Source organism: Pseudoalteromonas sp. ECSMB14103 (assembly GCF_000813065.1).
Taxonomy (GTDB): domain Bacteria; phylum Pseudomonadota; class Gammaproteobacteria; order Enterobacterales; family Alteromonadaceae; genus Pseudoalteromonas; species Pseudoalteromonas marina.
The window spans coordinates 382095-407667 of sequence record NZ_JWGY01000003.1 but is presented as its reverse complement, the minus strand read 5'-3'; the positions used below and the strand labels follow the sequence as shown (position 1 = coordinate 407667).

Annotated in this window: 26 protein-coding genes; 22 read left to right on the top strand and 4 right to left on the bottom strand. The window is 38.5% G+C overall.

Annotated features, from left to right (window positions below; translation table 11 throughout):
* Positions 1–52: 52 nt before the first annotated feature.
* The 4 genes from RF53_RS09595 (at position 53) to RF53_RS09580 (ending at position 6213) form a co-directional block, all read left to right on the top strand.
* Positions 53–1291 carry a uracil-xanthine permease family protein gene (locus tag RF53_RS09595; RefSeq protein ID WP_039037456.1) on the top strand — a complete coding sequence of 413 codons (1239 nt, stop codon included), beginning with the start codon at positions 53–55 and terminating at the stop codon, positions 1289–1291.
* 144 nt (positions 1292–1435) lie between these two features.
* A complete protein-coding gene (locus RF53_RS09590) occupies positions 1436–3181 on the top strand; it encodes an HAD-IIB family hydrolase (protein ID WP_039037455.1) in 1746 nt (581 codons plus the stop codon).
* Positions 3174–4394 carry a hypothetical protein gene (locus tag RF53_RS09585; RefSeq protein ID WP_006791735.1) on the top strand — a complete coding sequence of 407 codons (1221 nt, stop codon included), beginning with the start codon at positions 3174–3176 and terminating at the stop codon, positions 4392–4394. The genes RF53_RS09590 and RF53_RS09585 overlap by 8 nt, the downstream gene beginning before the upstream one ends.
* Positions 4395–4434: 40 nt before the next feature.
* Positions 4435–6213, top strand: a complete 1779-nt coding sequence (locus RF53_RS09580) for a sugar phosphorylase (RefSeq protein ID WP_039037454.1) — start codon at positions 4435–4437, stop codon at positions 6211–6213.
* Between the two features lie 45 nt (positions 6214–6258).
* On the opposite strand, the gene RF53_RS09575 is transcribed toward RF53_RS09580, so the two are convergent.
* A complete protein-coding gene (locus RF53_RS09575; RefSeq protein ID WP_039037453.1) occupies positions 6259–9102 on the bottom strand; it encodes a TonB-dependent receptor domain-containing protein in 2844 nt (947 codons plus the stop codon).
* A gap of 694 nt (positions 9103–9796) precedes the next feature.
* Here RF53_RS09575 and RF53_RS09570 point away from each other — a divergent pair.
* From RF53_RS09570 to RF53_RS09550, 5 genes are all read left to right on the top strand, one after another.
* Positions 9797–10186 carry a cytochrome b562 gene (locus tag RF53_RS09570; protein WP_039037452.1) on the top strand — a complete coding sequence of 130 codons (390 nt, stop codon included), beginning with the start codon at positions 9797–9799 and terminating at the stop codon, positions 10184–10186.
* A gap of 9 nt (positions 10187–10195) precedes the next feature.
* Complete coding sequence (locus tag RF53_RS09565) at positions 10196–10582, top strand: OsmC family protein (RefSeq protein ID WP_008127939.1); 387 nt, start codon at positions 10196–10198, stop codon at positions 10580–10582.
* Between the two features lie 314 nt (positions 10583–10896).
* The gene (locus RF53_RS09560; RefSeq protein ID WP_006791740.1) at positions 10897–11163 is read left to right on the top strand and encodes a hypothetical protein; all 267 of its coding nucleotides are present in this window, start codon (positions 10897–10899) and stop codon (positions 11161–11163) included.
* 153 nt (positions 11164–11316) lie between these two features.
* Positions 11317–12126: an alpha/beta fold hydrolase gene (locus tag RF53_RS09555; protein WP_039037451.1), complete on the top strand. Its 810-nt coding sequence runs from the start codon at positions 11317–11319 to the stop codon at positions 12124–12126.
* A gap of 2 nt (positions 12127–12128) precedes the next feature.
* Positions 12129–13049, top strand: a complete 921-nt coding sequence (locus RF53_RS09550) for a diguanylate cyclase (protein WP_039037450.1) — start codon at positions 12129–12131, stop codon at positions 13047–13049.
* Here the strand turns inward: RF53_RS09550 and RF53_RS09545 are convergent.
* Entirely contained in the window at positions 13046–14083 is a 1038-nt protein-coding gene (locus RF53_RS09545) for a metal-dependent hydrolase (protein ID WP_039037449.1), read from the bottom strand. The two genes, RF53_RS09550 and RF53_RS09545, sit on opposite strands and share 4 nt — an antisense overlap.
* Before the next feature lie 58 nt (positions 14084–14141).
* Positions 14142–15029, bottom strand: coding sequence for a LysR family transcriptional regulator (locus RF53_RS09540; RefSeq protein ID WP_008127930.1), 888 nt, complete (start codon positions 15027–15029; stop codon positions 14142–14144).
* A gap of 114 nt (positions 15030–15143) precedes the next feature.
* On the opposite strand from RF53_RS09540, the gene RF53_RS09535 reads away from it, so the two are divergent.
* The 3 genes from RF53_RS09535 (at position 15144) to RF53_RS09525 (ending at position 17629) form a co-directional block, all read left to right on the top strand.
* The gene (locus tag RF53_RS09535) at positions 15144–16316 is read left to right on the top strand and encodes an MFS transporter (protein WP_039037448.1); all 1173 of its coding nucleotides are present in this window, start codon (positions 15144–15146) and stop codon (positions 16314–16316) included.
* 145 nt (positions 16317–16461) lie between these two features.
* On the top strand, positions 16462–17277 hold the full coding sequence (gene dkgB, locus RF53_RS09530; protein ID WP_008127928.1) for a 2,5-didehydrogluconate reductase DkgB: 816 nt from the start codon (positions 16462–16464) through the stop codon (positions 17275–17277).
* Between the two features lie 64 nt (positions 17278–17341).
* The gene (locus tag RF53_RS09525; protein WP_039037447.1) at positions 17342–17629 is read left to right on the top strand and encodes a putative quinol monooxygenase; all 288 of its coding nucleotides are present in this window, start codon (positions 17342–17344) and stop codon (positions 17627–17629) included.
* A gap of 119 nt (positions 17630–17748) precedes the next feature.
* Here RF53_RS09525 and RF53_RS09520 read toward each other — a convergent pair whose 3' ends face one another.
* Positions 17749–18402, bottom strand: coding sequence for a DUF6058 family natural product biosynthesis protein (locus tag RF53_RS09520; RefSeq protein ID WP_008127925.1), 654 nt, complete (start codon positions 18400–18402; stop codon positions 17749–17751).
* Between the two features lie 171 nt (positions 18403–18573).
* Here RF53_RS09520 and dapA point away from each other — a divergent pair, with 171 nt between their 5' ends.
* The 10 genes from dapA to RF53_RS09470 all read left to right on the top strand — a co-directional run bounded on the left by dapA (position 18574) and on the right by RF53_RS09470 (position 25572).
* On the top strand, positions 18574–19491 hold the full coding sequence (gene dapA, locus RF53_RS09515) for a 4-hydroxy-tetrahydrodipicolinate synthase (RefSeq protein WP_039037446.1): 918 nt from the start codon (positions 18574–18576) through the stop codon (positions 19489–19491).
* Positions 19492–19610: 119 nt separating this feature from the next.
* Positions 19611–20306, top strand: coding sequence for a beta-ketoacyl synthase chain length factor (locus RF53_RS09510; protein WP_082014429.1), 696 nt, complete (start codon positions 19611–19613; stop codon positions 20304–20306).
* Entirely contained in the window at positions 20299–21084 is a 786-nt protein-coding gene (locus RF53_RS09505) for a lysophospholipid acyltransferase family protein (RefSeq protein WP_039037445.1), read from the top strand. Before RF53_RS09510 ends, RF53_RS09505 begins: the two co-directional genes overlap by 8 nt.
* The gene (locus RF53_RS09500) at positions 21081–21338 is read left to right on the top strand and encodes a phosphopantetheine-binding protein (RefSeq protein WP_039037444.1); all 258 of its coding nucleotides are present in this window, start codon (positions 21081–21083) and stop codon (positions 21336–21338) included. Before RF53_RS09505 ends, RF53_RS09500 begins: the two co-directional genes overlap by 4 nt.
* Positions 21339–21360: 22 nt before the next feature.
* Positions 21361–21606, top strand: coding sequence for an acyl carrier protein (locus tag RF53_RS09495; RefSeq protein ID WP_004586477.1), 246 nt, complete (start codon positions 21361–21363; stop codon positions 21604–21606).
* A gap of 32 nt (positions 21607–21638) precedes the next feature.
* Positions 21639–22175 (top strand): hypothetical protein, encoded by a 537-nt coding sequence (locus RF53_RS09490; RefSeq protein WP_235420613.1) that lies wholly within the window; start codon positions 21639–21641, stop codon positions 22173–22175.
* Positions 22168–23532 (top strand): AMP-binding protein, encoded by a 1365-nt coding sequence (locus RF53_RS09485; protein ID WP_052242884.1) that lies wholly within the window; start codon positions 22168–22170, stop codon positions 23530–23532. Before RF53_RS09490 ends, RF53_RS09485 begins: the two co-directional genes overlap by 8 nt.
* Positions 23516–23881 carry an ApeI family dehydratase gene (locus RF53_RS09480; protein ID WP_039037441.1) on the top strand — a complete coding sequence of 122 codons (366 nt, stop codon included), beginning with the start codon at positions 23516–23518 and terminating at the stop codon, positions 23879–23881. The genes RF53_RS09485 and RF53_RS09480 overlap by 17 nt, the downstream gene beginning before the upstream one ends.
* Complete coding sequence (locus RF53_RS09475; RefSeq protein ID WP_039037440.1) at positions 23874–24623, top strand: glycosyltransferase family 2 protein; 750 nt, start codon at positions 23874–23876, stop codon at positions 24621–24623. The genes RF53_RS09480 and RF53_RS09475 overlap by 8 nt, the downstream gene beginning before the upstream one ends.
* Entirely contained in the window at positions 24613–25572 is a 960-nt protein-coding gene (locus RF53_RS09470) for an LpxL/LpxP family acyltransferase (protein ID WP_039037439.1), read from the top strand. The genes RF53_RS09475 and RF53_RS09470 overlap by 11 nt, the downstream gene beginning before the upstream one ends.
* Position 25573 lies beyond the last annotated feature (1 nt).

The following is a 25573-nucleotide window of genomic DNA, read 5'->3' as shown; positions in this document are numbered from 1 at the left end:
TGTTTATTACTTTATAACTGTAAAAAGCAATGTTTAAATTTAGGAGTGTGTAGTGAAAAGTAACGCAACGTTTTCAATTAAAACAATTTTAACCGGCGCACAAATGCTATTTGTTGCATTTGGTGCATTGGTATTGGTGCCGTTATTAACGGGACTCGATCCTAGTGTGGCGCTATTTACTGCAGGTGTTGGCACATTACTATTTCAATTAGTGACTAAAGGGCAGGTACCAATATTTTTAGCCTCTTCGTTCGCGTTTATAGCACCCATTATTGCAGGTGTACAAATGTGGGGCGTACCCGCTACGATGGGCGGGTTAATGGCCGCTGGCGTTGCTTATATGTTGTTAGGTTTGTTAGTTAAATTTAAAGGTGTGGCGACTCTTCATAAAATTTTACCACCGGTTGTTGTTGGCCCCGTTATTATGGTGATAGGTTTAGCGCTTGCGCCTGTTGCAGTTAATATGGCAATGGGTAAAACAGGTGATGGCAGCGTTCAGCTTATTGATTACAACAGTGCTATTTTAATTTCCATGTTTTCACTTGTGGTAACGCTTATTTTTGCCGTGTGGGGTAAAGGAGTATTTAAGTTAATTCCTATATTGGCAGGCGTAATATCGGGCTATGGTTTATCGCTTGCGTTGGGGGTAGTACAGTTTGATGCGGTAAGTAATGCACATTGGTTTGCTATTCCAAACTTTACACTGCCAGAGTTTAAATGGCAGGCTATTTTGTTTATGGTGCCTGTGGCCATTGCGCCAGCTATTGAGCATATAGGCGATATGATGGCTATAAGCCAAGTGACTAAAAAAGACTTTTTAAAAAAGCCAGGTCTGCACCGTACTTTGTTTGGTGATGGATTAGCAACATCTGCGGCGTCGTTATTTGGAGGCCCGCCAAACACGACGTATTCAGAGGTGACTGGCGCGGTAATGTTAACTAAAAACTTTAATCCAAAAGTAATGCTGTGGACCGCTATTATTGCTATTGCTCTGGCATTTATTGCAAAAATGGGGGCTGGGTTACAAACCATACCGGTGCCTGTGATGGGCGGTATTATGATTTTATTATTTGGTTCGATTGCGGTCGTTGGACTCAATACGTTGGTTAAGTCGGGTGACGATTTAACAGCGCCTCGTAACTTAAGTATTGTTGCCCTTATTTTAGTGTGTGGCATTGGCGGTATGCACATAGGTAGCAGTCAATTTAGTTTAGAGGGCGTTAGCTTGTGTGCCGTTTTAGGTATATTGCTTAATTTAGTACTCCCCAAAGTAGAGCAAACCGCTGCTTAACTTTGAACATTAGTTAAAATATTTGCACCAATTTGGCGCGTTTTAAACGCGCCTTTTTTATAACCTATTAAAAAGGTTATAAAAATAATGTTGGTCTAGTCCCTGCATTTAGTACTCTGAACACTATGTATTTAAGGAGTTACTATGTCAGAGGCCAATATTGTGGATATAACCCCGTTTTTAGCAAAGCATCAACTGCCTTTAAAGTATCAATATTTAAGTGAGCAGTACTTTGTACCTCTTGCGCATGACATTCTCGAATCAAAAAAATCATCAACTCCTCTTTTTGTTGGCATTAATGGTTGCCAAGGCTCCGGCAAAACAACCCTTGCAGACTTTTTAGTCACGTGGTTTAGCAACAATACGTCGTTAAATACGGTCGCTTTATCAATCGACGATTTTTATCTAGGTAAAGAAAGCCGTAAGCAACTAGCTCAAGACGTACATCCTTTATTTGTAACACGTGGCGTACCCGGTACACACGATACCGACCTGATGAATAAAACAATTACTCAGTTATTAGCTGGCGAGGTGGGCGTAGCATTACCACGTTTTAACAAACACCAAGACGACTGCGTTGCAGAGCAAGATTGGGTTAAAAATTTAGCGCCTGTTGATATTGTGTTTTTAGAAGGGTGGTGTGTAGGAAGCGAGCCACAGCCGCTATTTTCACTAAGCGAGCCACTGAATGAATTAGAACAATTAAATGATAAAGAAGGTGTGTGGCGTCGTTGTATAAATAGCTGCTTAGCAAACGAATATAAATCTATTTTTAATAAAATAGATTATAAAATTATGCTTAAAGCGCCTAGCTTTTCAGATGTTTTTACGTGGCGAAAAGAGCAAGAACAAAAGCTAATAGCTAAAAGTGGTGTTGGTACAGGCACGATGACAGACGAGCAGTTAGTTTATTTTATTTCTCATTTTGAGCGTATAACCCGCGAAAACTTAAATACATTGAGTCGCAAAGCAAACGCACTCATTGAGCTTGATAGCAATCGAGACATAGTAAGCATGCACTTAACAAGTGATGATACCTTAAAGCCTATTATTTTTACTGACTTAGACGGTACTTTACTCGACCATACAGATTACAACACAAGCAATGTAAGCGAGCTACTTCAGCAGTTGCAAAGCGCACACATTCCTGTGGTATTTAATACCAGCAAAACATTTTGCGAAGTGGTTGAAATAAAAAACGAGTTAAACATTCAGCAACCTTTTATTGTTGAAAATGGCGCAGCAGTATTTATACCGCAAAACTATTTTGAGCTTAAGCCAATAGGCTGTAAAGAAGTGGCAGGTTATTGGTGTTACGCCTTAGCGTCTCCGCTATCAAGCTTGTTAAGTGATTTAGACTCATTAGATGCACAATATAAAGCACACTATAAATTATTTAGTGAGTTAAGCAGCGAGCAAATAAGCGAGCTTACCGGATTAAACAATGCGCAAGCTAGGCGCGCTCAAACACGCGATTACTCCGATCCTTTGTACTGGTATGGCAGTGATGAATTACTCGATACCTTTGTAAATGACGTAACAGCACTTGGCTACGAAATAAAGATAGGTGGCCGATTTATTCATATTGCTAAAAACACCGACAAAAGCGCTGCGCAGCAGTGGTTAGTTAAACAATTTGCTCAACATTTTAGAAAGCCTCTCACAGTAATAGCCCTAGGTGATAGCGACAACGATAAGCAGATGTTAGAACACGCTGATATCGCCATCATCATCAATAACCCAAGCAGTAAAAAGCCGGTTAAATTATCGCATAACAAGGCACGTTATTCTCAATCGCCCGCGCCGCAGGGCTGGGTTGAAGAAATAACAACATTGCCAAGCATTAGCAGCATTTTAAATACTATTGAGGAGCAAAAATCACATGGCTGATTTTTATCAAAATGGCATTATCACGACTTTACACAATATTGCAGATAGACCGATTGAAGCACTAGAAGAAGAGCTAATAAGCTTTAGTAAACAACGCCCTATGGGACTAATTCTTCCTTCTTTATTTAGTGAGCTAGAAGGTCCTGCACTACAAAATATAATAAAAGAGTTAAGAGAAGTGCCGTACTTGTCGCAAATAACAATTGGCTTAGATAGAGCCGATGAGCAGCAATACCGCCATGCACTTGGTTTTTTTAAAGAGTTAAACCAAAATCACAAAGTGTTGTGGAACGACGGCCCACGTTTGCAAGCACTTGATAAAGAGCTTCAAGAATTAGGCGTTGCACCAAGAGAGCTGGGTAAAGGGCGTAACGTTTGGTATTGCATGGGTTATAAGCTTGCAACCGCCGAGGTTGAGTCTATAGCGCTTCATGACTGCGATATTTTAACCTATGACAGAAGCTTACTTGCACGTCTTATTTATCCGGTTGCACACCCTCGTTTTAACTACGAGTTTTGTAAAGGATTTTACCCGCGTACAGCCAACGGCAAAATTAATGGGCGCGTATCGCGTTTATTAGTCACACCTTTGTTGCGCTCATTTAAAACCATTTTAGGTAATACAGACTACCTTGAATATATGGATTCGTTTAGGTACCCATTAGCGGGTGAGTTTTCGTTTAGGCGCGACGTATTAAACGATATTCGTATTCCAAGTGACTGGGGGCTTGAAATAGGCGTATTGAGTGAAATGTATCGAAACTATTCGCATAACCGTTTATGCCAAGTAGATATTGCCGATAACTACGATCACAAACATCAAGCGTTGTCGCTTGACGATCAAAGTGCCGGTTTGTCTAAAATGTCGATTGATATTACGAAGGCATTATTTAGAAAACTCGCTACCCAAGGGGTGACATTTACTAGCGAAACTATTCGTTCATTAAAAGCAACGTACTACCGAATTGGCTTAGATTTTATTGAAACCTACCACAATGATGCATTAATGAACGGACTAACACTGGATGTTCACCAAGAAGAAAAAGCCGTAGAAATGTTTGCACAAAACATTATGGAAGCAGGCCAACACTTTTTAGATAACCCAATGGAAGCGCCATTTGTGCCAAGTTGGAACCGAGTGGTATCGGCTATGCCTGATGTATTTGAACGTTTAAAAGAGGCGGTAGAGCTCGATAACGAAGAATACAGTTAAGTTAAAAAAATAAATATAAAAACGGTTAAAGGAGTCGCGTGTGAGTACAGTGAATAAATTATTTTTACAGCGAGTAGAGCAGCACCTACACATTATTTACCAAGATGTTGAGCTGCCTATATCGATAGCAGAGTTTGCACAGCAACTCATTAAAATTATTTTAGGTGACAGTCCACTTCGCGACCCAACTCCACACACTAACCGATGGGATGAGCAAGATATTGTACTGATTGCTTATGGTGATTCGATTATAAAGCACGACGACACTGAGTTTGCGGTAGCAAACCCAATCGAAGCACCACTAAAAACCTTGCATCGATTTATAAAAGAGCAGTGCGATATGCAAATTAACGCCCTGCATATTTTACCTTTTTACCCGTATAGCTCTGACGAGGGGTTTGCGGTGATGAACTACGTGCAAGTCAACGAGTCGTTAGGTGATTGGGAAGACATAAAACGCATTGCTAAAGATGTAAAGCTAATGGCTGATTTAGTTATTAACCATTGCTCAAGCCGAAGCGTTTGGTTTGAAAATTTTTTAAATGATTTACACCCCGGCAAAGATTACTTTAAAACTGCAAGCTTAAGCGATGATTTAAGCCAAGTTGTTCGTCCGCGCACATCGTCTTTACTCAATACAGTAAAAACTCCCAGTGGTGAAAAGCATGTATGGTGTACGTTTAGCCATGATCAAGTTGACTTTGATTTTGCAAACCCGGAGGTTTTGAAAGAGTTTGTAGGCATTATTCGTCATTATTTAGATAACGGTGTGAGGCTTTTTAGGCTCGATGCAGTGGCGTTTTTGTGGAAACAACTTAATACAAGTTGTATTAACCTGCCACAAACCCACGAAGCCGTTAGGCTAATGCGCACACTTATTGAACATGTTGAGCCAAGTGTGGTGATCATCACTGAGACAAACATACCAAACCAAGAAAACCTGTCGTATTTTGGTAATGCCAATGAAGCGCATGCTATTTATAACTTTGCTTTACCTCCATTACTACTGCATACCTTATTAAGTGGTGATAGTTCGGCACTCAAGCATTGGATGATGAGCATGCCACCTGCGCAAAACGGTACCGCATACTTTAATTTTATTGCGTCTCATGATGGTATAGGGCTTCGTCCAATTGAGGGATTATTGCAGCCAACTGAAGTGGCGTCGCTGGTCAGTACAACCATGCAATTTGGTGGTCGCGTTTCAATGCGAACCAGTAATGATGGCACCCATACACCATATGAGTTAAATATTGCGTTATTTGATGCAATGCAAGGAACACATAATGGGCCTGACAAATTTGGCTTTGAGCGTTTTATGTGCGCGCATGCCATTATGTTCGCGCTTGAGGGGATACCTGGCTTATATATTCATAGTTTACTTGCCACAACCAATGATTATGAGCGTTTTGAAAACTCGCAACACAACAGGGCAATTAATCGCCATCGTTGGCAAGAATCAAAACTGTTAGCCGCAATTGGCGAAAAATACAGCCATCATCACAAAGTGTTTACTTCAATTAAAAACTTATTAGGTGTGCGTAAAAAACAACGTGCATTTCATCCTAATGCCACTCAGTTTACGTTACATCTTTCTGGTGGATTATTTGGCTTTTGGCGCCAGAGTATAGACCGCAGACAAAGTATTTTTTGTGTATTTAATATTAGCGATAAACCGCAAACACTTTTATTAGCTGACTTAAATTTAATTAATACTCAGCAGTGGTTTGACTTAGTGTCAGGAAAAACAATAGAGGAAGGGCAGTTAACAATTGAACTTGAACCGTATCAATGTGTTTGGCTAAGTAATATAAAATAATAAATAGGCCGGGCAAGCGTTGCCTGGCCTATTATTCACTTTAAATTAAAGCTTGTAAGAAAAGCTTACATAACCAAAGCGGCCAATGTTATCGTAGCTTGCGCTACCGGCGCCTGTACCGCGTGTACCGTATGGTAGTTCACGGTTAAATAGGTTATCTACACCTACTTTAACGCCAACACCGCTATCGAAGCTGTAACCTACAGTCATATCGGTAATAAAGTATTTACCGTAGCTCATGTTGCTATTAGGGTTTGAGTTTTGAGCAAGTTCAACATTTGTATAAAGGTCTACTTCGTCAATAAAGCGTGTTTCAACAGTGCTGAAAAAGCGGTCAATTGAGTAGCTTACAGATAGATTTGCTTGCCATTTAGCTTCGCCAGAAGTACCTGCTGCTTCAATAAAGTTGCTTGGATCATCTTGGAAAGGGTAGTCTTTTCGTTCAATTAAGTAAGTACCAATTAAACGTGTTTTAAAGCTACCTTCTAGGGCTTCAAAATCGTAGCCTAGTTCGAAATCAACACCTGATGCTTTTTGACCCGCCACGTTTAATACAGAGTTTTGGATTAACGAAATTTCGCTGTTTGCATCGCGCGTAATTAAATTACAGTACTGGTTGTTGATGCCAGTAGTGCTGTCTACACAGCGGTCAAGAATATCTTGCGCGCTGATTGTATCAATGGCATCTTCAAGTTCAATTTCCCAGTAATCGATAGTTAATACTGCGTTGTCAATAAACTCTGGTTGGTAAACAATACCTACCGTTGTACTTGTTGACTCTTCACCTTTTACGTCACGGTTACCGCTTGTTAAGCCATTTAAAGACGCTGAATCGTAGTCTGAGTTAAAATCATTTGCTACACCTAATGCGGCACAGTTAGCGCGGCGGGTCGTACTGTTTGACAAGTCATTTAGGTTTTCAGCACGACATGGATCGTCAACACTATAGAAAGTTTGGCTAGGTGCGCCAAAAACTTCACCAATATTAGGCGCTCTAAGGGCAGCAGATTGCGTTACACGCACGCGTAGCTCGTCGTTTACTGTCCAATCAAGGCCTAGTTTCCAGCTAGTTGCTTCGCCAATCGTACTGTAATCGGCATGGCGTACTGCGGTATCAAACACTAAGTCTTGAATAAGCGGTAAATCAGTTAAGATAGGCATTGAAGCTTCAAAAAATACTTCACGCACGTTAAACGAGCCTTTATCTTCGCCTAGTGCGTTAAAAAATGTACCTTCTGCGTTATCTGGCTCGTTCGTTTCGCTTTCTTCTTTACGATACTCTGCGCCAAAAGCAATACCTACATAACCGGCTGGTAGCTCAAAAATAGCGCCGTTTGCAAGCGAAGCTGATACAACAGTTTGCTCAATGGTGGAGTCGCCAATAGACACTGTGTTTATGTAATCAATGGCTTGTTGGCTTGGTGCGCCAAAGCCCATAATATTAACAGGTACACAGCCATCAGCTTGCGCCTCTGCGCTACGACACACAATATTACCATTTGCATCTTCAATGGCATCAAGCGCATTAAAGTAGTTTGCTAAAATCATGTTAGCGCCATTTTCGCGCTCTAATTCTGTTTTACCGTATACGATTGATGTATCTAGTTCCCAATCTTCAAATACAGTGCCTTGTAAGCCTGTAACAAAACGGGTTGTTTCACGGGTGTTGTTTTCAACGCGGCGGCCCAAGTCAGTCATCATGCGGTTAACCATGATTGACTCAACACCTTCTTCTTCCATAAGCGCTTTAATGCTTGGGTCTAGGTATGGGTTATCTAGCTTAATGCTGTTGTCGCTGTCAAAAAAGAAAAACGCAGGTTGGCCTATGCTTTCGCCTTGGCTATTTACATATTTAGCGTCGAAGTAAGCATTTAAATCATCAGTCACATCGTAGTTAACTTTAAAGTTTACGTTGTAACGTTCAAACTCAGGTTGAATTTCTTCAAACTGACCTAGGTTAAAAAAGTCACAGTTAGCACATGAAAGGCCGTCAACATTGTCACCAATGTATAAATCGCGAGCGGTACTATCAGGGTTGAAGCTATTTGTGTAACCATTTTCTAATGCATAAACACCTGCGTTGTTGATCGCGTAGTAACCAGCGTTAGGTGTTAGTATTTTGTCTGGAAAGTCTGCGCTGTCTTTGTTTTCATCGGTTTGCGCCTGATTACGTAGGCTTCTGAACGATGTGCTAGTCCAAGGGTGGTCTAAAGCATTTAACGACTCTTGTGAAGAATACTCTACTGCAAAAGCTGCATTACCACGATCATCATTAAAGTTTGAACCGTATGAAAAAGTCGCTTTTTTGTTGTTATAGCTATTTAGGTCGGCAAAGCCACGGGTTAGGCTTACATCTAAACCTTCAATATTATCTTTTAAAATAAAGTTAACTACACCCGTTACGGCGTCAGCACCATATACAGCAGAGGCGCCACCAGTAATAATTTCAACACGTTCAATCCATACGCTTGGAATTGTATTAGTGTCAACTGATTGAGAGCCCGCAGAGCTTGATACGTGACGTTTACCGTTTACAAGTACAAGTGTGCGGTCTGTTCCCATATTACGTAAATCAAGGATGTTTAAACCTGCAGTACCTATAAAACGACCAGAGTTAGCCATTGAATAAGTGCTACCCAGTGCAGGAAGGTTATTTAATGCCTCACCAATATTAACAGCGCCACTATTTACAAGTTGATCGCCACTGATTACGGTTACGGGTGCCGGTGCAATTGCGCCTTCACGTAATATGCGTGAGCCTGTTACTTCAACGCGTTCTATTTTTTTTGCTACTTGCTCATCTTGAGCTAATATTGTGCTACTCGCTGTTGCAGCAGCGGTTAGTAGTGCACATTTAATGCTGTTGGAAATTAAAGAATAATGTTTCATGAGTTCCCTAATGGGTGTTTGTTATGAAAAAATGCTTAACAAAATTGGCATAGTTAAAGAGCAACATTGTCATCACATTTGGCTAAAGAACTAACGATTATTACACGCTCGTAAATAAGATTAAACCCTCTGAAAGCCTCTATATTGTTGCATTAAGGTTTGAAATTAATTTTATTATATAGTGTTTTAAGTTGTTACTTTTGTTTAAATTATGATGACAATAAGATAGGGTTTTTCTTGGTTGTTTACCTTTTTTGGCCACGTTGTTTACATTGAGTTATTAATATTAAAATTGGCGCGGTATTTTTGATCTATTTGCTGTTTATTTGACTCGTCAAAGTGATAGTTAAATTGCAGATGTAATTAACAGGTGTGTTTGTTAATTGTGCTATTAAGTTACTTAAATGTATATTTTTGCTGATTTAGCGAGCGGGGCGTTCAATGGTGTTATTAAAATAAATGTTTAAATTGAGTAAATTTCATCATCTTTATTAAATGTGTCGTTATTCATTTGTTGATCTAGATATATTCAATGTTAGTAAGATAGGTAGTTATTTGATTTTAACTTAATGCTGACAATTACCAATAATAAGTTGTAAACCCCCTTTACAGCATATAAAGAGTGATTGCTGATTCGTTACTTTATTCTGTTTACTTGATACAATTTGTATTATCAGTTTTTTTAGGGTTTTTCATGAAATACACTTACCTCATTATTGTCATTTTATTTAGCTCGCTCAGTTATGCTAGCGAGACTATTGATCTAGAATTAAACATGAAAAACACAGGGCTTGCTTATAAAAAAGCGGTACAAGCTAGCCAGTTAACAGAGTTTAATACCGCAATTGATGAATTTATTAAGCTGGTTGAAGTAAGCAAAACGGCAAAGTTTTACAAGAAGCCCGAACAGTCGGTTAAGGGGCTTGATAAAGTGCTTACACAAGCAAGGCTTGCTAAACAAGCGGCTAATCAGCAAGGGCTTACTGCTGCTAAAGTACCGCTTAAACGCATTGATGATTTACGAAAAAAATATCATAAACTACATGAGCCACCAGGCTTTTTTGAATTATTGTTTGGAAAGTAAGGAATAGTTATGGAAATTTCGGTTTCATTATTAGAAGGCCAAAAGCAAAGTGCTAAATTTGGTGATTTGGAAGTCATTAGCGATCAGAGTATTTCGGCTGGTGGTGGTGCAGAGCACCCAGAACCATTTGACTACTTTTTAGTGAGTATGGTTTTGTGTGCAGGGTTTTATGCGCGAAAATTTTGTGAGCAACGTGACATTTCTACAGAAGGTATGACACTTACACAAAACAACGAAAATGTAGATGAAAATGGTAAAAAGTTATTTTCAATCGAAATTAATTTGCCTGATGGTTTTCCTCAAAAGTATAAAAAAGCATTAATTGCGGCAGTAAATACATGTACTGTTAAAAAAGTAATTCAAGCTGTGCCTGAGTTTTCTGTTGTTGTAAAATAAATCCACCAATATGTAGGTAACTTTAACGAGTTACCTCTTTCATTTTAATACCCTTGCCTTGCCGCTTACCCTAAAATACGACGTTTTTAGATAGCTATAAACACAACAATTACGAGTTGTAATTTGGTGTATTTTTTATTGGCTTTTCAATATGTGATGCTTTTATAAACACTCCTGATGGCTATTTAAACAAATAAATCAAAAAGTAATCACTTAGTTCAAAAATACTGGCTATTCATGTTTAGGCTGTTATAACTATAAACACAACAATAAAAATAGTTAAACCATATTTACAGTAGGTACTGAGGTATTTTATGAGCGACGCAATACAACAAGAACAAATAGATCAAGGGGTAATGGAGACCTTAAGAGAGCGCGACCATAGTGCCTTAGCACAGCAAGTTAATCATCTTGGCTGCGATAATAACGACATTATTGAGCTACTAGCTCATTATATGGCGTTGAGCGAGCAAGAAAATGATGAACTATTTGATGACTGGTACGATAATCTATCAAAAGACCAACATACTGTTTTAAAAGTATTTGAGGTATATAGAGGCCAATACGAACATCAAAATTAAATCTTTATTTAATTAATAGCTTGTATTGGTTGTGTACTAAGATTTATTGATAAAGATTATACGGCGGTTAATTTGAGTAAGAGTTAATACAAGTTAGCTTTTAACATTTTGTCGATAACATTACTTATATTACAGATAAAGGCGTGCTTTAAAGTGCTAAATTCAGAATCGATAAAAGCGAGAAACAATGTAAAGGTAATTGGTAGCGGCTCTAAAACATTGCTATTTGGACATGGATTTGGATGTGACCAAAACATGTGGCGTTTTTTGACTCCTTATTTAGAAAAGCAGTTTAAAATTGTACTGTTTGATTATGTGGGTTCAGGTAATTCAGACATATCTCAATACAACAAACAACGATACAAAAAACTAGAAGGTTATGTCTTAGATGTAATCGAGGTGTGCACAGAGTTAAATTTATCGGATGTCGTATTTGTTGGCCATTCGGTAAGTGGAATGATAGGCGCGCTTGCGGCAGTTGAAAGGCCTGATTTAATTAGTAAATTAATTATGGTGTGTCCTTCTCCTTGCTTCTTAAATTTTCCGCCAGATTACCAAGGCGGGTTCGACAAAGAAGACCTACAAGAATTGTTAAGCTTAATGGATAAAAATTATATTGGTTGGGCTGACTATTTAGCACCACTGGTTATAGGTAATACTAACTCAGCTGAGTTGATTGGCGAGCTTTCAGGTAGTTTTTGTTCAACAGATCCTGTAATAGCCAAAAATTTTGCAGAGGCGACCTTTTTTTCTGACTATCGTTTTTTACTCACAAAAATTATACAACCTACACTCATTTTACAAAGCGAAGATGATGCACTCGCTGATGTTTCTGTTGGCCAGTACATTGAAAAGGAAATACAATCGAGTTCACTCATTGTTATAAGTGCACAAGGCCATTGCTTGCAAATGACTCATCCAGAGATTGTAAGTCAATATATTATTGATTACGTAAAGCAATAAGCGTGAAATTCATTAAAACAGAAAACAAAAAAGCATCTTATTCAGCTGACTGTTTTCTCAGTGGTGCCTTGATCACAGATTCTAAAAATACGATTATTTATGTAAATAGCTATTTTGAAGAGCATCTTTATTGGAAAAGTGATGAATTAGTGGGTCAAAATATAAATAAAATTTTGACCAAATCATCAAGAATATTTTTTCAAAGTTATCTTATTCCTACTTTGCTTCACGAAAAAACATCCGAAGAAATGCAGCTAATTATTTTTAATGGACAAGGGATAAAAACCCCCATGACCATTAATGCTCAAATAAATGAAGAGGGGACGGTGTTTTGGAGCCTTTTTAATTCATCAAAGCAGGATCAACTTTATGATGAGCTAATAAAAACGCGAGAAAAATTAGAAGAGCAGGCTGAAGAGTTAAAGTCATTAGCTTCTACTGATGAGCTAACTAATTTGTTAAACAGAAGAGAAATGAATTACCGCAGTACTTTACTGTTAGAACAATCGTTAAGATCAAAGCAGTCTGTAGCCTTGCTTGTTATAGATATAGATAATTTTAAATTAATTAATGATACTTTTGGCCACTTAGAAGGCGATCGTGTTTTAAAAGAGCTTGGGCAAGCACTAAAAAGTTTTGGACGACAAACCGATTTAATTTCCCGCTATGGTGGTGAAGAATTTTTAATCATGCTACCAGACACAGATAAAAAAGGGGCCTTACTATTTTGTAATAGATTGCATGCCATTATTGCGGACATATTAGTCGATAGTAAGCCTGTGACTGTGAGTATAGGTATGACCATAAGTAATACAATAAACACATTTATAGATTTATTTACACAAGCAGACAACGCTGTTTACCAAGCAAAATCGCTTGGTAAAAATAGAACTCAGCTGTTTGGGGACGATAACACTATTTAATGATTAGTATCGTTGTTGCATGTATTGTTGAGGAGTGAATTGCTGGGTTGCCAAATTCTATCCCATATTTTATCCATATCATTGAAGCTTGGACGTTGACTTATTTTGTCAAAATTACTGGCTGTGAGTCCCTCAGAATTTATTTCACCTACTTGAAAATTAAACACATACTGACATTCCATTCCCATGCGCAAGTCTGACAAAATCACTTTGTTTTGCTGCTCTCTTACTGAATAGAACCCTTTTGTAAACCATTGCAAGCGTTTTACACCCCATTCATTTTTAATGTTATTTAATAGCGAGGGATTTGTAGGATATGCACTAAGTGTTACCTCGTCGGGTTCATCAAATACAGAGGCATAGCCTTCATAGTAATGATCGTCAGACATAACAACGACTCGCCAAAGCAAGGTAGTAAGTGGCGCTGGTGTGCTTATATACTTCTCATACGTAATGTTTTTGTTGTTTAGCGCCGTTTTTACTTTGCCATCAATCATGACTTTCAATGCAAAAGACGTACATAAATAAAGTGAGCTTAATCCAAGCGCAATACTATTAATTTTGTAGGCGGTGTTTGATGATACTTTAGGAAGTAACGTACACACGACTCCTAGCAATAATGGAAGTGTATAAAGGGGATCAATTATAAACATATTTGATAACGCAAAAGGGTGCTCAGTAAACGGCCACATTAATTGGGTGCCATATACGGTAAAACTATCTAGCAATGCGTGGGTTGATAAGCACAAAAACACTAACCAAAACCATCTCACTTTGTAAGTTTGCATGCCAGAGTGTAATTTTAATATAAGCCATACGATAAGTGGGCTTATTAATAAATGGATAAAGAAGGAATGGCTAAAACCGCGATGATAAGTAAATGACTCTACAGGGCCGCCATAAGGTAAAAAAACATCTAAGTCGGGCAAGGTGCCAAGCGCTGCACCCCAAAATACCGCTTTACGACCAATTTTATTGCCTAGCACGGCGTAGCCAACAGCACTACCCAAAGCAACCTGTGTTAACGAGTCCATATCAATCCTTTATTAATTATAAGTCTGTTTATACTGATTAAAAGCGTAAAAAGGCCACTTATAATGCAAGCTTTGGTTTTATAAAATCTAAAAATGCAACAATGCGAGACGACACCGCACTGTTTTTGTAATAAACGGCTTGTATATCTTCTCGGTGGTTTGGTGTTTTAATACTATTTGGTAAAACATTGACTAACCTACCAGCTTTTAAATCGTTTCCAATCATAAAATGCGAGAGTAAAGCAATGCCTTGGTTTGCTATACATAGTTGTCTAATTGTTTCGCCGCTGCTTGCTGTGATTTCAAACGAAAGCTTTGAGGGAATGTTAAGAGGCCAGTTATTGAGCGCGGGTGAGTCGGTAAAGCCGATAAGTTTATGTTGGCCCAAATCGCTTGCTTGAGTAAGTTCAGGTGCGTTTTTCAAATACTCAGGGCTTGCGACCAAATGCAATTTACTGGCCCCCAACTTTTTTGCATACAGGTTTGAATCTTTTAAATCACCAATACGTATGGCTAGGTCAGTTTTATGCTCTAGTAAATCAATAATGCTGTCGTGAGAGGTAATATCAAGCGTAATGTGGGGGTACTGCATATTAAACTCAGCAATCAAAGGTACCAATTGGTGCAGTACAAAAGGGCTTGCTGCATCAATACGTAACTTTCCACTGGGCGACTGTTTTAATAGTTTGATTGCCTCTTCGCCGGTTTGTAAGGTGTTTAAGCCATCACGAGCATATTTAATAAAGGTATGGCCCTCTTCGGTTAGCTCTAATCGGCGGGTGGTCCTGTTTAGTAACGTACACTGTAGCGTATTTTCAAGACGAGACACGGCACGCGACACTTTTGCTACTTGCTGATTAAGCAAGTTCGCGGCTGCTGAAAAACTCCCGCTATCTACTACCGTTAAAAACATTTCTAAGTCTTCGGTTTTTGCATGCTGAGCCATATTTTAGCACCTTACTTTTGCATTTATTACAAAAGTATTTTGTCACTAATGCTATTTTTTGCAAACACATTTTTAGTCAAACTGTAAGTCTTAACTAATAATGAGGATTTAATTATGCCATTGGCTTTGTGGGCGCTCACCTTAAGCGCATTTGCAATAGGAACAACCGAGTTTGTAATAGTGGGATTAGTGCCTACTATTGCAAACGATTTAGGCGTAAGCCTACCTTCAGCGGGTTTGCTAGTGAGTTTATATGCGGTAGGTGTGGCTATTGGTGCACCGGTACTTACTGCACTCACCGGGAAATGGAATCGTAAAATTGTACTTATAAGCTTAATGGGCTTATTTGTGCTGGGGAATTTATTAGCATGGCAAGCGCCAAGTTATGAAACATTAATACTTGCGCGTATTTTAACAGGCTTAGCCCACGGGGTGTTTTTCTCAATTGGTTCTATGATTGCCACAAGCTTAGTAAGTAAAGATAAAGAGGCCAGCGCTATTGCAATTATGTTTACGGGACTCACGGTTGCACTTGTAACAGGAGTGCCATTAGGAACGTGGATAGGCCAGCATTTTGGCTGGCGTGCAACATTTTTAGTGGTATCAGTGTTGGGCTTAATTGCTTTGGTAGGAAGTGCTATTTTGGTACCCAAAAACTTGAAGCAGTCTATCCCTGCAACCTTTAAAGAACAGCTTCAGGTTATTGTTAAACCGCGCTTATTACTCGTATATTTAATGACTATTTTAGGTTATGGCGGCACGTTTACAGCATTTACTTATTTAGCGCCGATTTTAGAGCAGGAAACTGGCTTTGCACCCTCAGCTATTGGTTTAATTATGCTGGTTTATGGTGCATCTGTAGCGGTAGGCAATATTTGGGGTGGAAAACTTGCGGATAAACGGGGCCCAATAAGTGCACTCAGTATTATATTTAGTGCTCTTAGCATTATTTTATTGGCACTTACATTTACCATGGATAATAAAGTAGCTGCCGTACTTACAATTTTAGTTTGGGGCGCCTTTGCGTTTGGTAACGTGCCAGGCTTACAGCTTTACGTTGTAAAACAAGCACAAAAACATACACCTAATGCTGTGGATGTTGCATCTGGATTAAATATAGCCGCTTTTAATATTGGTATTGCACTTGGCTCAATCATTGGTGGAAGCGTAGTGGAAAGTATGACTCTGCGAGACACAGCATGGATAGGCGCCGTCATTTCTGTATTGGCACTTATAGTGACTCGTTACAGTGGCTTGCTTGATAAGCGTGAAATTCAGCGAGCATAAAGTGTAAACTTTGTATCATTAAACCCTTGAAACGCATTTTTATAACCTCATAGCTACTGTGAGGTTATTTTTTGAGAAAGTAAAAGGTGTATTTTTTAACGCTATTCAATAGCTGTATTTTAAACCAACGTATAAGGACAGATTCATGACACAACGTGTAATTGAAATGCCGAATTTAGGTGTTGGAACATTTCGTTTAGAAGGCGATACTGCATACAACTCGGTAAAAATGGCATTAGATGTCGGGTTTCGCCATATAGACACAGCGCAAATTTATGGTAACGAAGAGCAAGTAGGCCAAGCTATAAAAGATAGTAACATTCCGCGCAGCGAAATATTTTTAACGACTAAAGTGTGGAATAACAAACTCAATAAAACTGATTTTATTGCAAGCGTAGAAAAGTCTTTAGAAAAGCTGCAAGTAGACTCTGTTGATTTATTGCTTATTCATTGGCCTGCGCCATCAAACGATGAGCCAATGAGTGAGTACCTAACTGAGCTTTTAAAAGCTAAACAGCTTGGTTTAACAAAACATATTGGCGTGTCTAATTTCACTATTGCAAACTTAAACGAAGCAATGCAAACGCTAGACTCGCGTGAAATATTTACTAACCAAGTTGAGGTACATCCGTACTTAACCAATACAAAATTACGTGCGTTTTGCGCTCAGCACGGTATACACGTAACGGCTTATATGCCGTTTGTGGTCGGTAAAGTACTAAAAGATGAAACGATTCTTGATATAGCGAATAAGCATAACGCTTCACCTGCGCAAATTGTAATTGCTTGGGAAAACGCAAATGATATGACTACTATTCCATCGTCAACCAAGCGTAAAAATTTGGAAGATAACTTTAACGACCATGTTAAGTTAGACGATGAAGACATTGCCCGTATTGATGCACTTGATTGTGGCGACCGCCAAGCAACGCCTGATTTTGCGCCGCAGTGGGATCAGTAATAAAATACGCAAAACAACATTAGGTGTAGCAAAACTGCACCTTTGTTTTTAAAAAGGACTGATCATGTTAACAGTAATCGCCACAATCGCGAGCAAAAATATTGATGCAGATGTTGTATTAACTGCACTCGAAAACCTGCAAAAGTACTCGCGCCAAGAAGTTGGCTGTCTACGTTATGAGCTATCGGTAAAAAGTGATGCGCAGCAAACGACTTATTTGGTGACTGAACAGTGGGCATCAGATGAGCATTTTGAATCGCATAAAAACGAGCCACATTTTAAAGCTTTTGGAACACAAGTTACCGGGCTTCTAACAAGCAGTAATATTGAAGTTTACAACACCATTGGCTAGTAAAAAGCACTCTTATTAGTTAGTTAGTAAAATACAGTGGCGACGTAAACTTATATCGCCATTTGCGTTACTCTGTATTTTAAACTCCAAGCTTGTATAAATCTCAGCCGTATTTATATTTATTTAATCGATAAATCGTACTTTAAAATAAGTGCATCTATGTAACGGGCACGCAATGTGTGTTGTTTTTCGTGATCAGCCCCGTGCCCTAATGCTTTATTGAGCAGCTTCATAGCGGGGTGAAGCTGCGTACGCTCTTGTTGGTTTAAACTTCCTTTAGTGCGCAATTCAGTAATATCGTCTACCAGCAAGCGGCCTATATCCACACATACTATTTCGTCAATTAACCCGTTTTGTGTCAGTACACCGTATTTGCTGCATAAAAACTGTTGCCACACTTGCTGTAAATGCTCGTCTATTTCGCAGCCAAATAATTCTTCATTAAAATTAAAGCCTTGCTGAGCAAGTTTACTCAGGCTTGCTGTGTACTGCTGCGCAAAGTAATTAAAGGCATTGCTTGAGGATTCAATTTTTTGTTTTATTAGCCCTTGCCCCCAATTTACACAACCTCGCGGGTAATAATCATCGTACTCTTCACATTCATACAAACCAGAATACGAGCTGCAACTTAACTGGCTTTTTATACAATAACTTGGTTTAGGAAAAATGCTTTGCTGCTGCCACGTATCTAGTTGCTCGGCGTCAATATTTAAAGCATGGCAAAGCTCATCGGTGGTATAAAAATGAGTGGCTAAGTAGTCAGATAAACGCATAAAGGCTCGCTTAAAGTTAAAAACACAAACACTGTTTAAATGTACAGTATTGTATTTTGTATTATCAAACTAAATAACACAAGCCATTTTACGTTTATTATTAGCTTAGGCCTGCAAAAATGCGTGTAAGTATGTTACAAATAGCGCAAGTTTTATAAATAATGAATTTTTATGCGCACCCTAGAACAAATTAAACAAGCAAGCTTAATTACTGCTATTAAAACCCCGTATTTAGCTAATGGTGAAATAGATTTAGTCAAGTATGATGAACTCGTCGAAATACAAATTGCAGCGGGTGTAGATGGCATTGTGGTTGGTGGTACAACCGGCGAAGGTCAGTTAATGAACTGGGAAGAGCATTTAATGCTTATTGCGCACAGCGCAAACAAGTATGGCAATCAGTTACTAATTGTTGGTAATACAGGCAGTAATAATACACGCGAGGCAATAAAAGCCACTAAATATGGCTTTGCAAGTGGAATGCATGCAGCGCTGCAAATTAATCCATATTATGGCCGTACGTCTATTGCGGGTGTAAAAGAGCACTTTAAACGCGTGCTCGATATAGGCCCTGCGTTTATTTACAACGTAGCTGGGCGCACAGGGCAAGATTTAACACCTGATATTATTGAGCCATTAGCAAAACACCCTAACTTAATTGGTGTAAAAGAATGCGGTGGTAACGAGCGAATTGCACATTACGAGCAGCAAGGTATTGCGTGCTGGTCTGGTAACGATGACGAAGCGCACGACGCACGCCATGTACACAAAGCCCACGGTGTTATATCGGTTACCTCTAATCTTATTCCTGGGTTGTTTCGCCAGCTAATGGATACTAAAAATGATTCGTTAAATAGCTCATTACAACCTTTAATGAACTGGTTGTTTTGTGAGCCTAACCCGATTGCAATAAACACGGCATTGATGATGACGGGCGCGGTAAACCCCGTATTTAGATTGCCGTATTTACCACTGAGCGATGAGCAACAAGCACAAGGCGAGGCTTTAATAAACGAGCTTAACGTTGATGATATTGCGGGCAATAAAGCTAAGTGTATAAAACAAAGTGATATTGCTTTGCTTTCTTAGGTTATATGAGCCAGCGCTGAACAGTTAGTAAGTGCTGGCATTTATTTAATGAATATTTTACTTTTATTGCTAATGTCGGTAAAATTCTCGCCCCCTTACTTACTAAATAACGTTTATTTGTGAAATTTGTTGTTGAAGAACTCGCTACATGGATTAAGCCTGAACAGCGACAAGCCCTCTTTGAAAATTGGTATGACTCATCACCAATAACATTAGGCTGGGTAACTGCAATGCAGCGCAGAAGGATGACGCCATTTGTGAAAATGGTTTTACATAGTGCGTACCAGGTTACAAATGAAAAACCGTATGAAAATATGCCTGTTGTTTTTTCGTCACGACATGGCGATTTTCATAAAACAGCTAACTTACTAGGTGACCTCGCTGAGCAACTGCCCTTATCACCGACAGGCTTTGGCTTAAGTGTGCATAATGCTGCTATTGGGATGTACAGTATTATTAGTGGTAACACCCAACCTATGATTGCTATAGCAGCGGGTAAGGATAGCTTTGCTTGCGCTTTAATAGAAGCATACATAAAGTTAGTAGAGTTTAAGCAAACACATATATTAGTTGTTCATACTGATGAATCACTTCCTGATCCCTACACGACATTTGCTGATGAGAAACAAATAACTCATTCTATTGCGTTAGTTATGCGATTAGCTACAGAAAATGAAGCTCATTTTAGTCTAACCAAACAGGCGGCTAATAATTGTGGGCATTCAACTACTCCTTTAAGTTTAGAGTGCGCAAAAGCAATGTTTAACAAACAAAGCGCCAGTGCTAATGGTTGGTTGCTAAGCCACTATGTTTAACACAATAATAAGAGTAATAGGCCTTATTTGGCGTATTATAGCCACTGGCCTTTGTTTTAGTTTATTTGGTTTAGGTGGTCTATTTTTAGCGTTACTTATATTCCCTGTTCAACGTTTTTTTCAACGCTGTCCTGTAAAACAAAAAGAAAATGCGCGTACGGTAGTGCATTATAGTTTTAAATTTTTTGTCGGTTTAATGCATCACAGTGGCGCTATCCGTTTTCATATAAAAGATAAAGCCCATTTAGCTAATTTGAAAGGCGAGCTTGTTTTGGCTAATCACCCATCACTTATTGATGTTGTGGTACTTATATCGGTCATTAAAAATGTTGATTGCGTTGTAAAAGCACACCTTTTTACAAACCCTTTTATGCGTGGTGTGATAAAAAGTACAGGTTATATAAGCAATGAAGACCCGCAAGAACTATTAAAGGAATGCGAACAAACATTAAAAAGAGGGAATAACTTAATTGTATTTCCTGAGGGAACACGTTCAGTACCTCATAATACGCTTAAATTTAAAAGGGGGGCTGCAAATATAGCCCTTAGATGTCATGCTCCTATAACAACCGTATTGATTAAAATGAAACCTAACACGTTAACTAAAGGGACACCTTGGTACAGAGTAGCCCCATACCAAGCGCATTTTTCTATGCAACTAGCACCACATTCTTTCAAAAGCGATATTATTTATACAAGCGACGTACCTGCAATACAGTCTCGCTTGCTTACGAAAGGCTTACAACAATACTTTACAAAAGAGCTTAGCTATATATGAGTGAATTAAAACAACAAATTAAACAATTGATTATTTCGAGCCTAGATCTTGAAGATATGACCACTGCCGATATAAAAGACGACGAGCCATTATTTGTAGACGGTTTAGGGCTAGATAGCATAGATGCGCTAGAACTCGGGCTTGCTATCAAAAAAGAATTTGACGTAAAAATTGATGCAAATTCAGAACAAACTAAAGCGCATTTTGCGAGTGTTAACTCTTTAGCGCATTTTATAGAACAATCACGTACTTAATTAACACACACTAGGAATAATAATGAAAACCGCTGCTGAAATTTATGATGTATTACACGGCATTTTAGAAAATGAATTTGAAATAGATGCTGAAGATATCTCTTTAGAAGCTAACCTGTACGAAGATTTAGACTTAGACAGTATCGACGCTGTAGATTTAGTTGTTAAGTTACGTGAAATTACAGGTAAGAAAATTGAGCCTGACGCATTTAAACAAGTTCGCACTGTGCAAGATGTTGTATCTGAAATAGAAAAGCTCGTTAAATAAGCATGTTTAAGGCATTTTTAACAGCGTTAATAATGATTTTTTTAACGTGTTACCCTTTCATTGTTTATATAGGGCTGACACGTTTCAACAGTTATTTACTCACTGTGATTTTATTAACACTGTTAATAATAAGGCTTTGGTTAAGCAAGCCTTTATTAGCTAAAATGCCATGGATAAAGCCAGCCTCATTACTTGGAATTTTAGCTATTGGCTTATCAAAAGCTATCGGCAGTGATTTTGGTATTCGGCTTTATCCGGTTATTGTAAATACTGTTATGTTTTTTGTTTTTGCTTACTCGCTTTATAAGGGTCCAAGCATCATAGAAACGTTTGCGCGTATCACTGAGCCAAAGCTTGATAAGAGAGCCATTTCGTACACTAAAAATGTAACTAAAATATGGTGCGTTTTTTTTGTTTTTAACGCCAGTATAGCGTTATACACTAGTGTGTTTACAAGTCTTGATGTGTGGGCATTTTATAACGGTTTTATTGCATACATTATTATGGGTGTTTTATTTGCAGTAGAGTGGTTAGTAAGGAAAAAAGTAAAAAGGAATGCAGGTGTTTAATACTTTAGATAACGCAAGCATAAATATTCGATTTAATCATAGCGGCTCAGCGTTATCTGAGCGTCAATTTGTTAATGATATTAATCAAGTTTTGGCTAAAATTCCGCAATCGCCTACTAAAGCATCGGCAGTGCTTTTCAACAGTAGTAGCTATGATTTTGCTGTAAACCTTTTTGCATTGGCGCATAAAGGTTGGACTATAATTTTACCGCCTAATGGTCAAAGCGAAACACTCAATGCGCTTTTAGAGCAAACCCCTTACTATTTGGGCGATAGTGATTTGGTCGAGCATGCGACTACGCCATTTGAAAATATTGGTAATTTAACAACTACACCTAACTACACACCGTTCAATAAAATTGCTTGGCCGAGTGAAGGTAACCTTGTTTTTTATACTTCAGGCTCTTCAGGTCAAGCTAAGCCTATTTTTAAATCGTGGCGAGTGCTTAATAAAGAGATAAAAACGCTCAACAGTACGTTTGCTTTAAAACGTAACCCTGTATTTATTGCCAGTGTTTCGCATCAGCATATTTACGGTTTGTTATTTAGAGTGTTATGGCCGCTTAGCAATAACTACATAATTGATACAGACTTGCTTAACTACCCCGAGCATATTGCTACTAAACTTAAAACAAATACACAGGCCGTGTTTATATCCAGTCCGGCACAGCTAAAGCGGCTGCATCAAGATAACGTTTTAATAGAAGAAAAGTCACATTTACAGTGGGTTTTCTCATCCGGTGGGCCGCTTCAAAATGAAGACGCTGTCACTTTAAATAAACAGCTAAATAAACCCATTACTCAAGTATTTGGCAGCACCGAAACTGGCGGAATTGCATATCGTCAGGTTGTGTCTTTAGAGAACGTTAGTCATTGGCAGCCATTTTTAGGGATCACATTACACAGAACCTCTGAACAACGATTAGTGTTGAATTCGCCTTTAGTTGAGCAAACAAACTATTTATTAGATGACCGAGGTACATTATTTAAAAATGGCCAATTTGAATTACTAGGTCGTTTTGACCGTATTATAAAGCTTGAAGAAAAACGCTTAAGCCTTGACGAACTAGAGCTACATTTATGCAAAAGTGAGTGGGTGCAGGAAGCTAAAGTAATAACGCTAAATGGGAAACGTTTAGTATTAGGCGCTGTTATAGTGCTTACACAGAAAGGGCAAGCATATTTAAACGCCAATGGAAAGTTAGCGACTAATACGCTTTTAAAAACACATACATTGAATCGTTTTGAAGGGATCTGTACGCCTAAAAAATGGCGTTTTCTAAATCAATTACCCTACAACACGCAAGCTAAAATAAATTTAAAAGTATTGGAGTCTCTTTTTGTCAAAGCTGATTAACACAAAGCCTGAACTTGTTAACTGTGTATCGTCAACACAGGGTCATTGCCTAACGCTTTTTATACCGCCAAGTTTAGATTATTTTAAAGGTCACTTTAGTCAAGGCCCTATTTTAGCAGGTGTAGTGCAGCTCGATTGGGCCGTAGATGCCGTGCGAAAATACTTTAATGTTAAACGTGAAGTAAAAGATATTGAAGTGCTTAAGTTTCAGGTTGTTATTACCCCTGGTCTAACAATTAAATTAACTGTAGAAGAAAAACCGAGCGGTAAGTATGGCTTTTCGTATCAATCAGATAAAGGCCAACACGCCTCTGGGCGCATAGTGTTTAAAAGTGATACAGATGAATAATTTTTGTATTGTTATACCTAATTTTAATCATGTAAGTGTTATTGATGAAGTACTTGCAGCGTTAACTGAGTATACGCTGCCGATAATAATGGTTGATGATGCCAGTAGTGTGCAGGCTAAATCTCTTTTTGCTACTCTTGAGAAAAAATATGCCCACCTCACTCTTATATCGCATGAGCAAAACGAAGGCAAAGGCGGTGCGGTACAAACAGGATTGCGCTGCGCGTATGAGCAAGGTTATAGCCATGCGATACAAGTAGATGCAGATGGTCAGCATAATTTATCAGATATCAAAAAGTTGATTGAATTTTCAAATACACACCCACAGGCATTAGTTAGTTGTTGCCCAGTGTATGATGAATCGGTTCCTAAACATCGTTACTTAGCACGTTATTTAACCCATGTGTGGGTATGGATAGAAACGCTCAGCTTTAAAATTGTTGACTCAATGTGTGGTTTTAGAGTGTACCCCTTAAATGTGACTAATAAGCTTATAAGTGAGGTTAAGCTCGGTAAGCGTATGGACTTTGATCCAGAAATACTAGTTAGGTTATATTGGCGCAACGTGCCATTTGTTTTTTTACCAAGCCAGGTTGTTTACCCAGAAAATGGCTTGTCACACTTTCAGCCACTTCAAGATAATGTGCGCATTTCGTGGTTACATACGCGTTTATTTTTTGGCATGCTGCTTCGTTCACCTGTTTTACTATGGCATAAATATAAGAGACGTTATGGCCGTTAAACATTGGTCTAAAATGCAAGAGCGAGGTAACTTTTTAGGTATACAAATATTACTATTTGCCCATAAAGTACTTGGTCGTAAAGGGCTGTGGGTTATTTTGTTCCCGGTTGTTTGCTATTTGTTTATTACCGGTAAAGTTGCACGCGCGGCTTCTAAGCAGTTTTTAGCTCAAGTTAATAATTACAATAATGTTGAGCGTAAAGTAACTTTTAAACAACAGCTTATGCATTTTTGTAGTTTTGCCGATAGCGCCCTTGATAAAATTGATGGTTGGCTCGGTCGAATTTCAAAAAAGGATATCCAATATACTAATGAACAGCTGTTCATTGATTTAAATGAGCAACAGCAAGGGGCCATTTTTATTGGCTCTCACTTGGGTAACCTTGAAGTATGTAGAGCATTGAGCCAGCATCGCAGCAGTAAAAAAATTAATGTGCTTGTATTTACTCATCATGCTGTAGAATTTAATAAAATGCTTAAAAAAATTAACCCCGCGGTGTCGGTTAACTTAATTCAAGTGAGCGATATGGGGCCTGATCTAGCCATTTTATTAAAAGATAAAGTAGAGCAGGGTGAAATAGTCGTTATTGTTGGTGATAGAACAAGCGCTACAACGGGTGAGCGTTCCACACGTGTTGAGTTTTTAGGTAAGCCTGCATCTTTTTCTCAAGGGCCTTTTATATTAGCTGCATTGTTAGATTGCCCCGTTTACTTTTTATTTTGCTTAAAAGATAAAAAAACAAAAAAGTATCATGTGATTTTTGAACATTATAGCCAAACATTAAAAATACCCCGATCACAAAGACAAGGTCTATTAACCACTGTAATTACAGATTTTTCTGCACGTTTAGGCTTTTATGCCGCGCGGTATCCTTATCAGTGGTTTAATTTTTATGATTTTTGGCAAAACGATCAGCAAGTAGAACGCAGCAATGCAAAGGAGAAGTAGA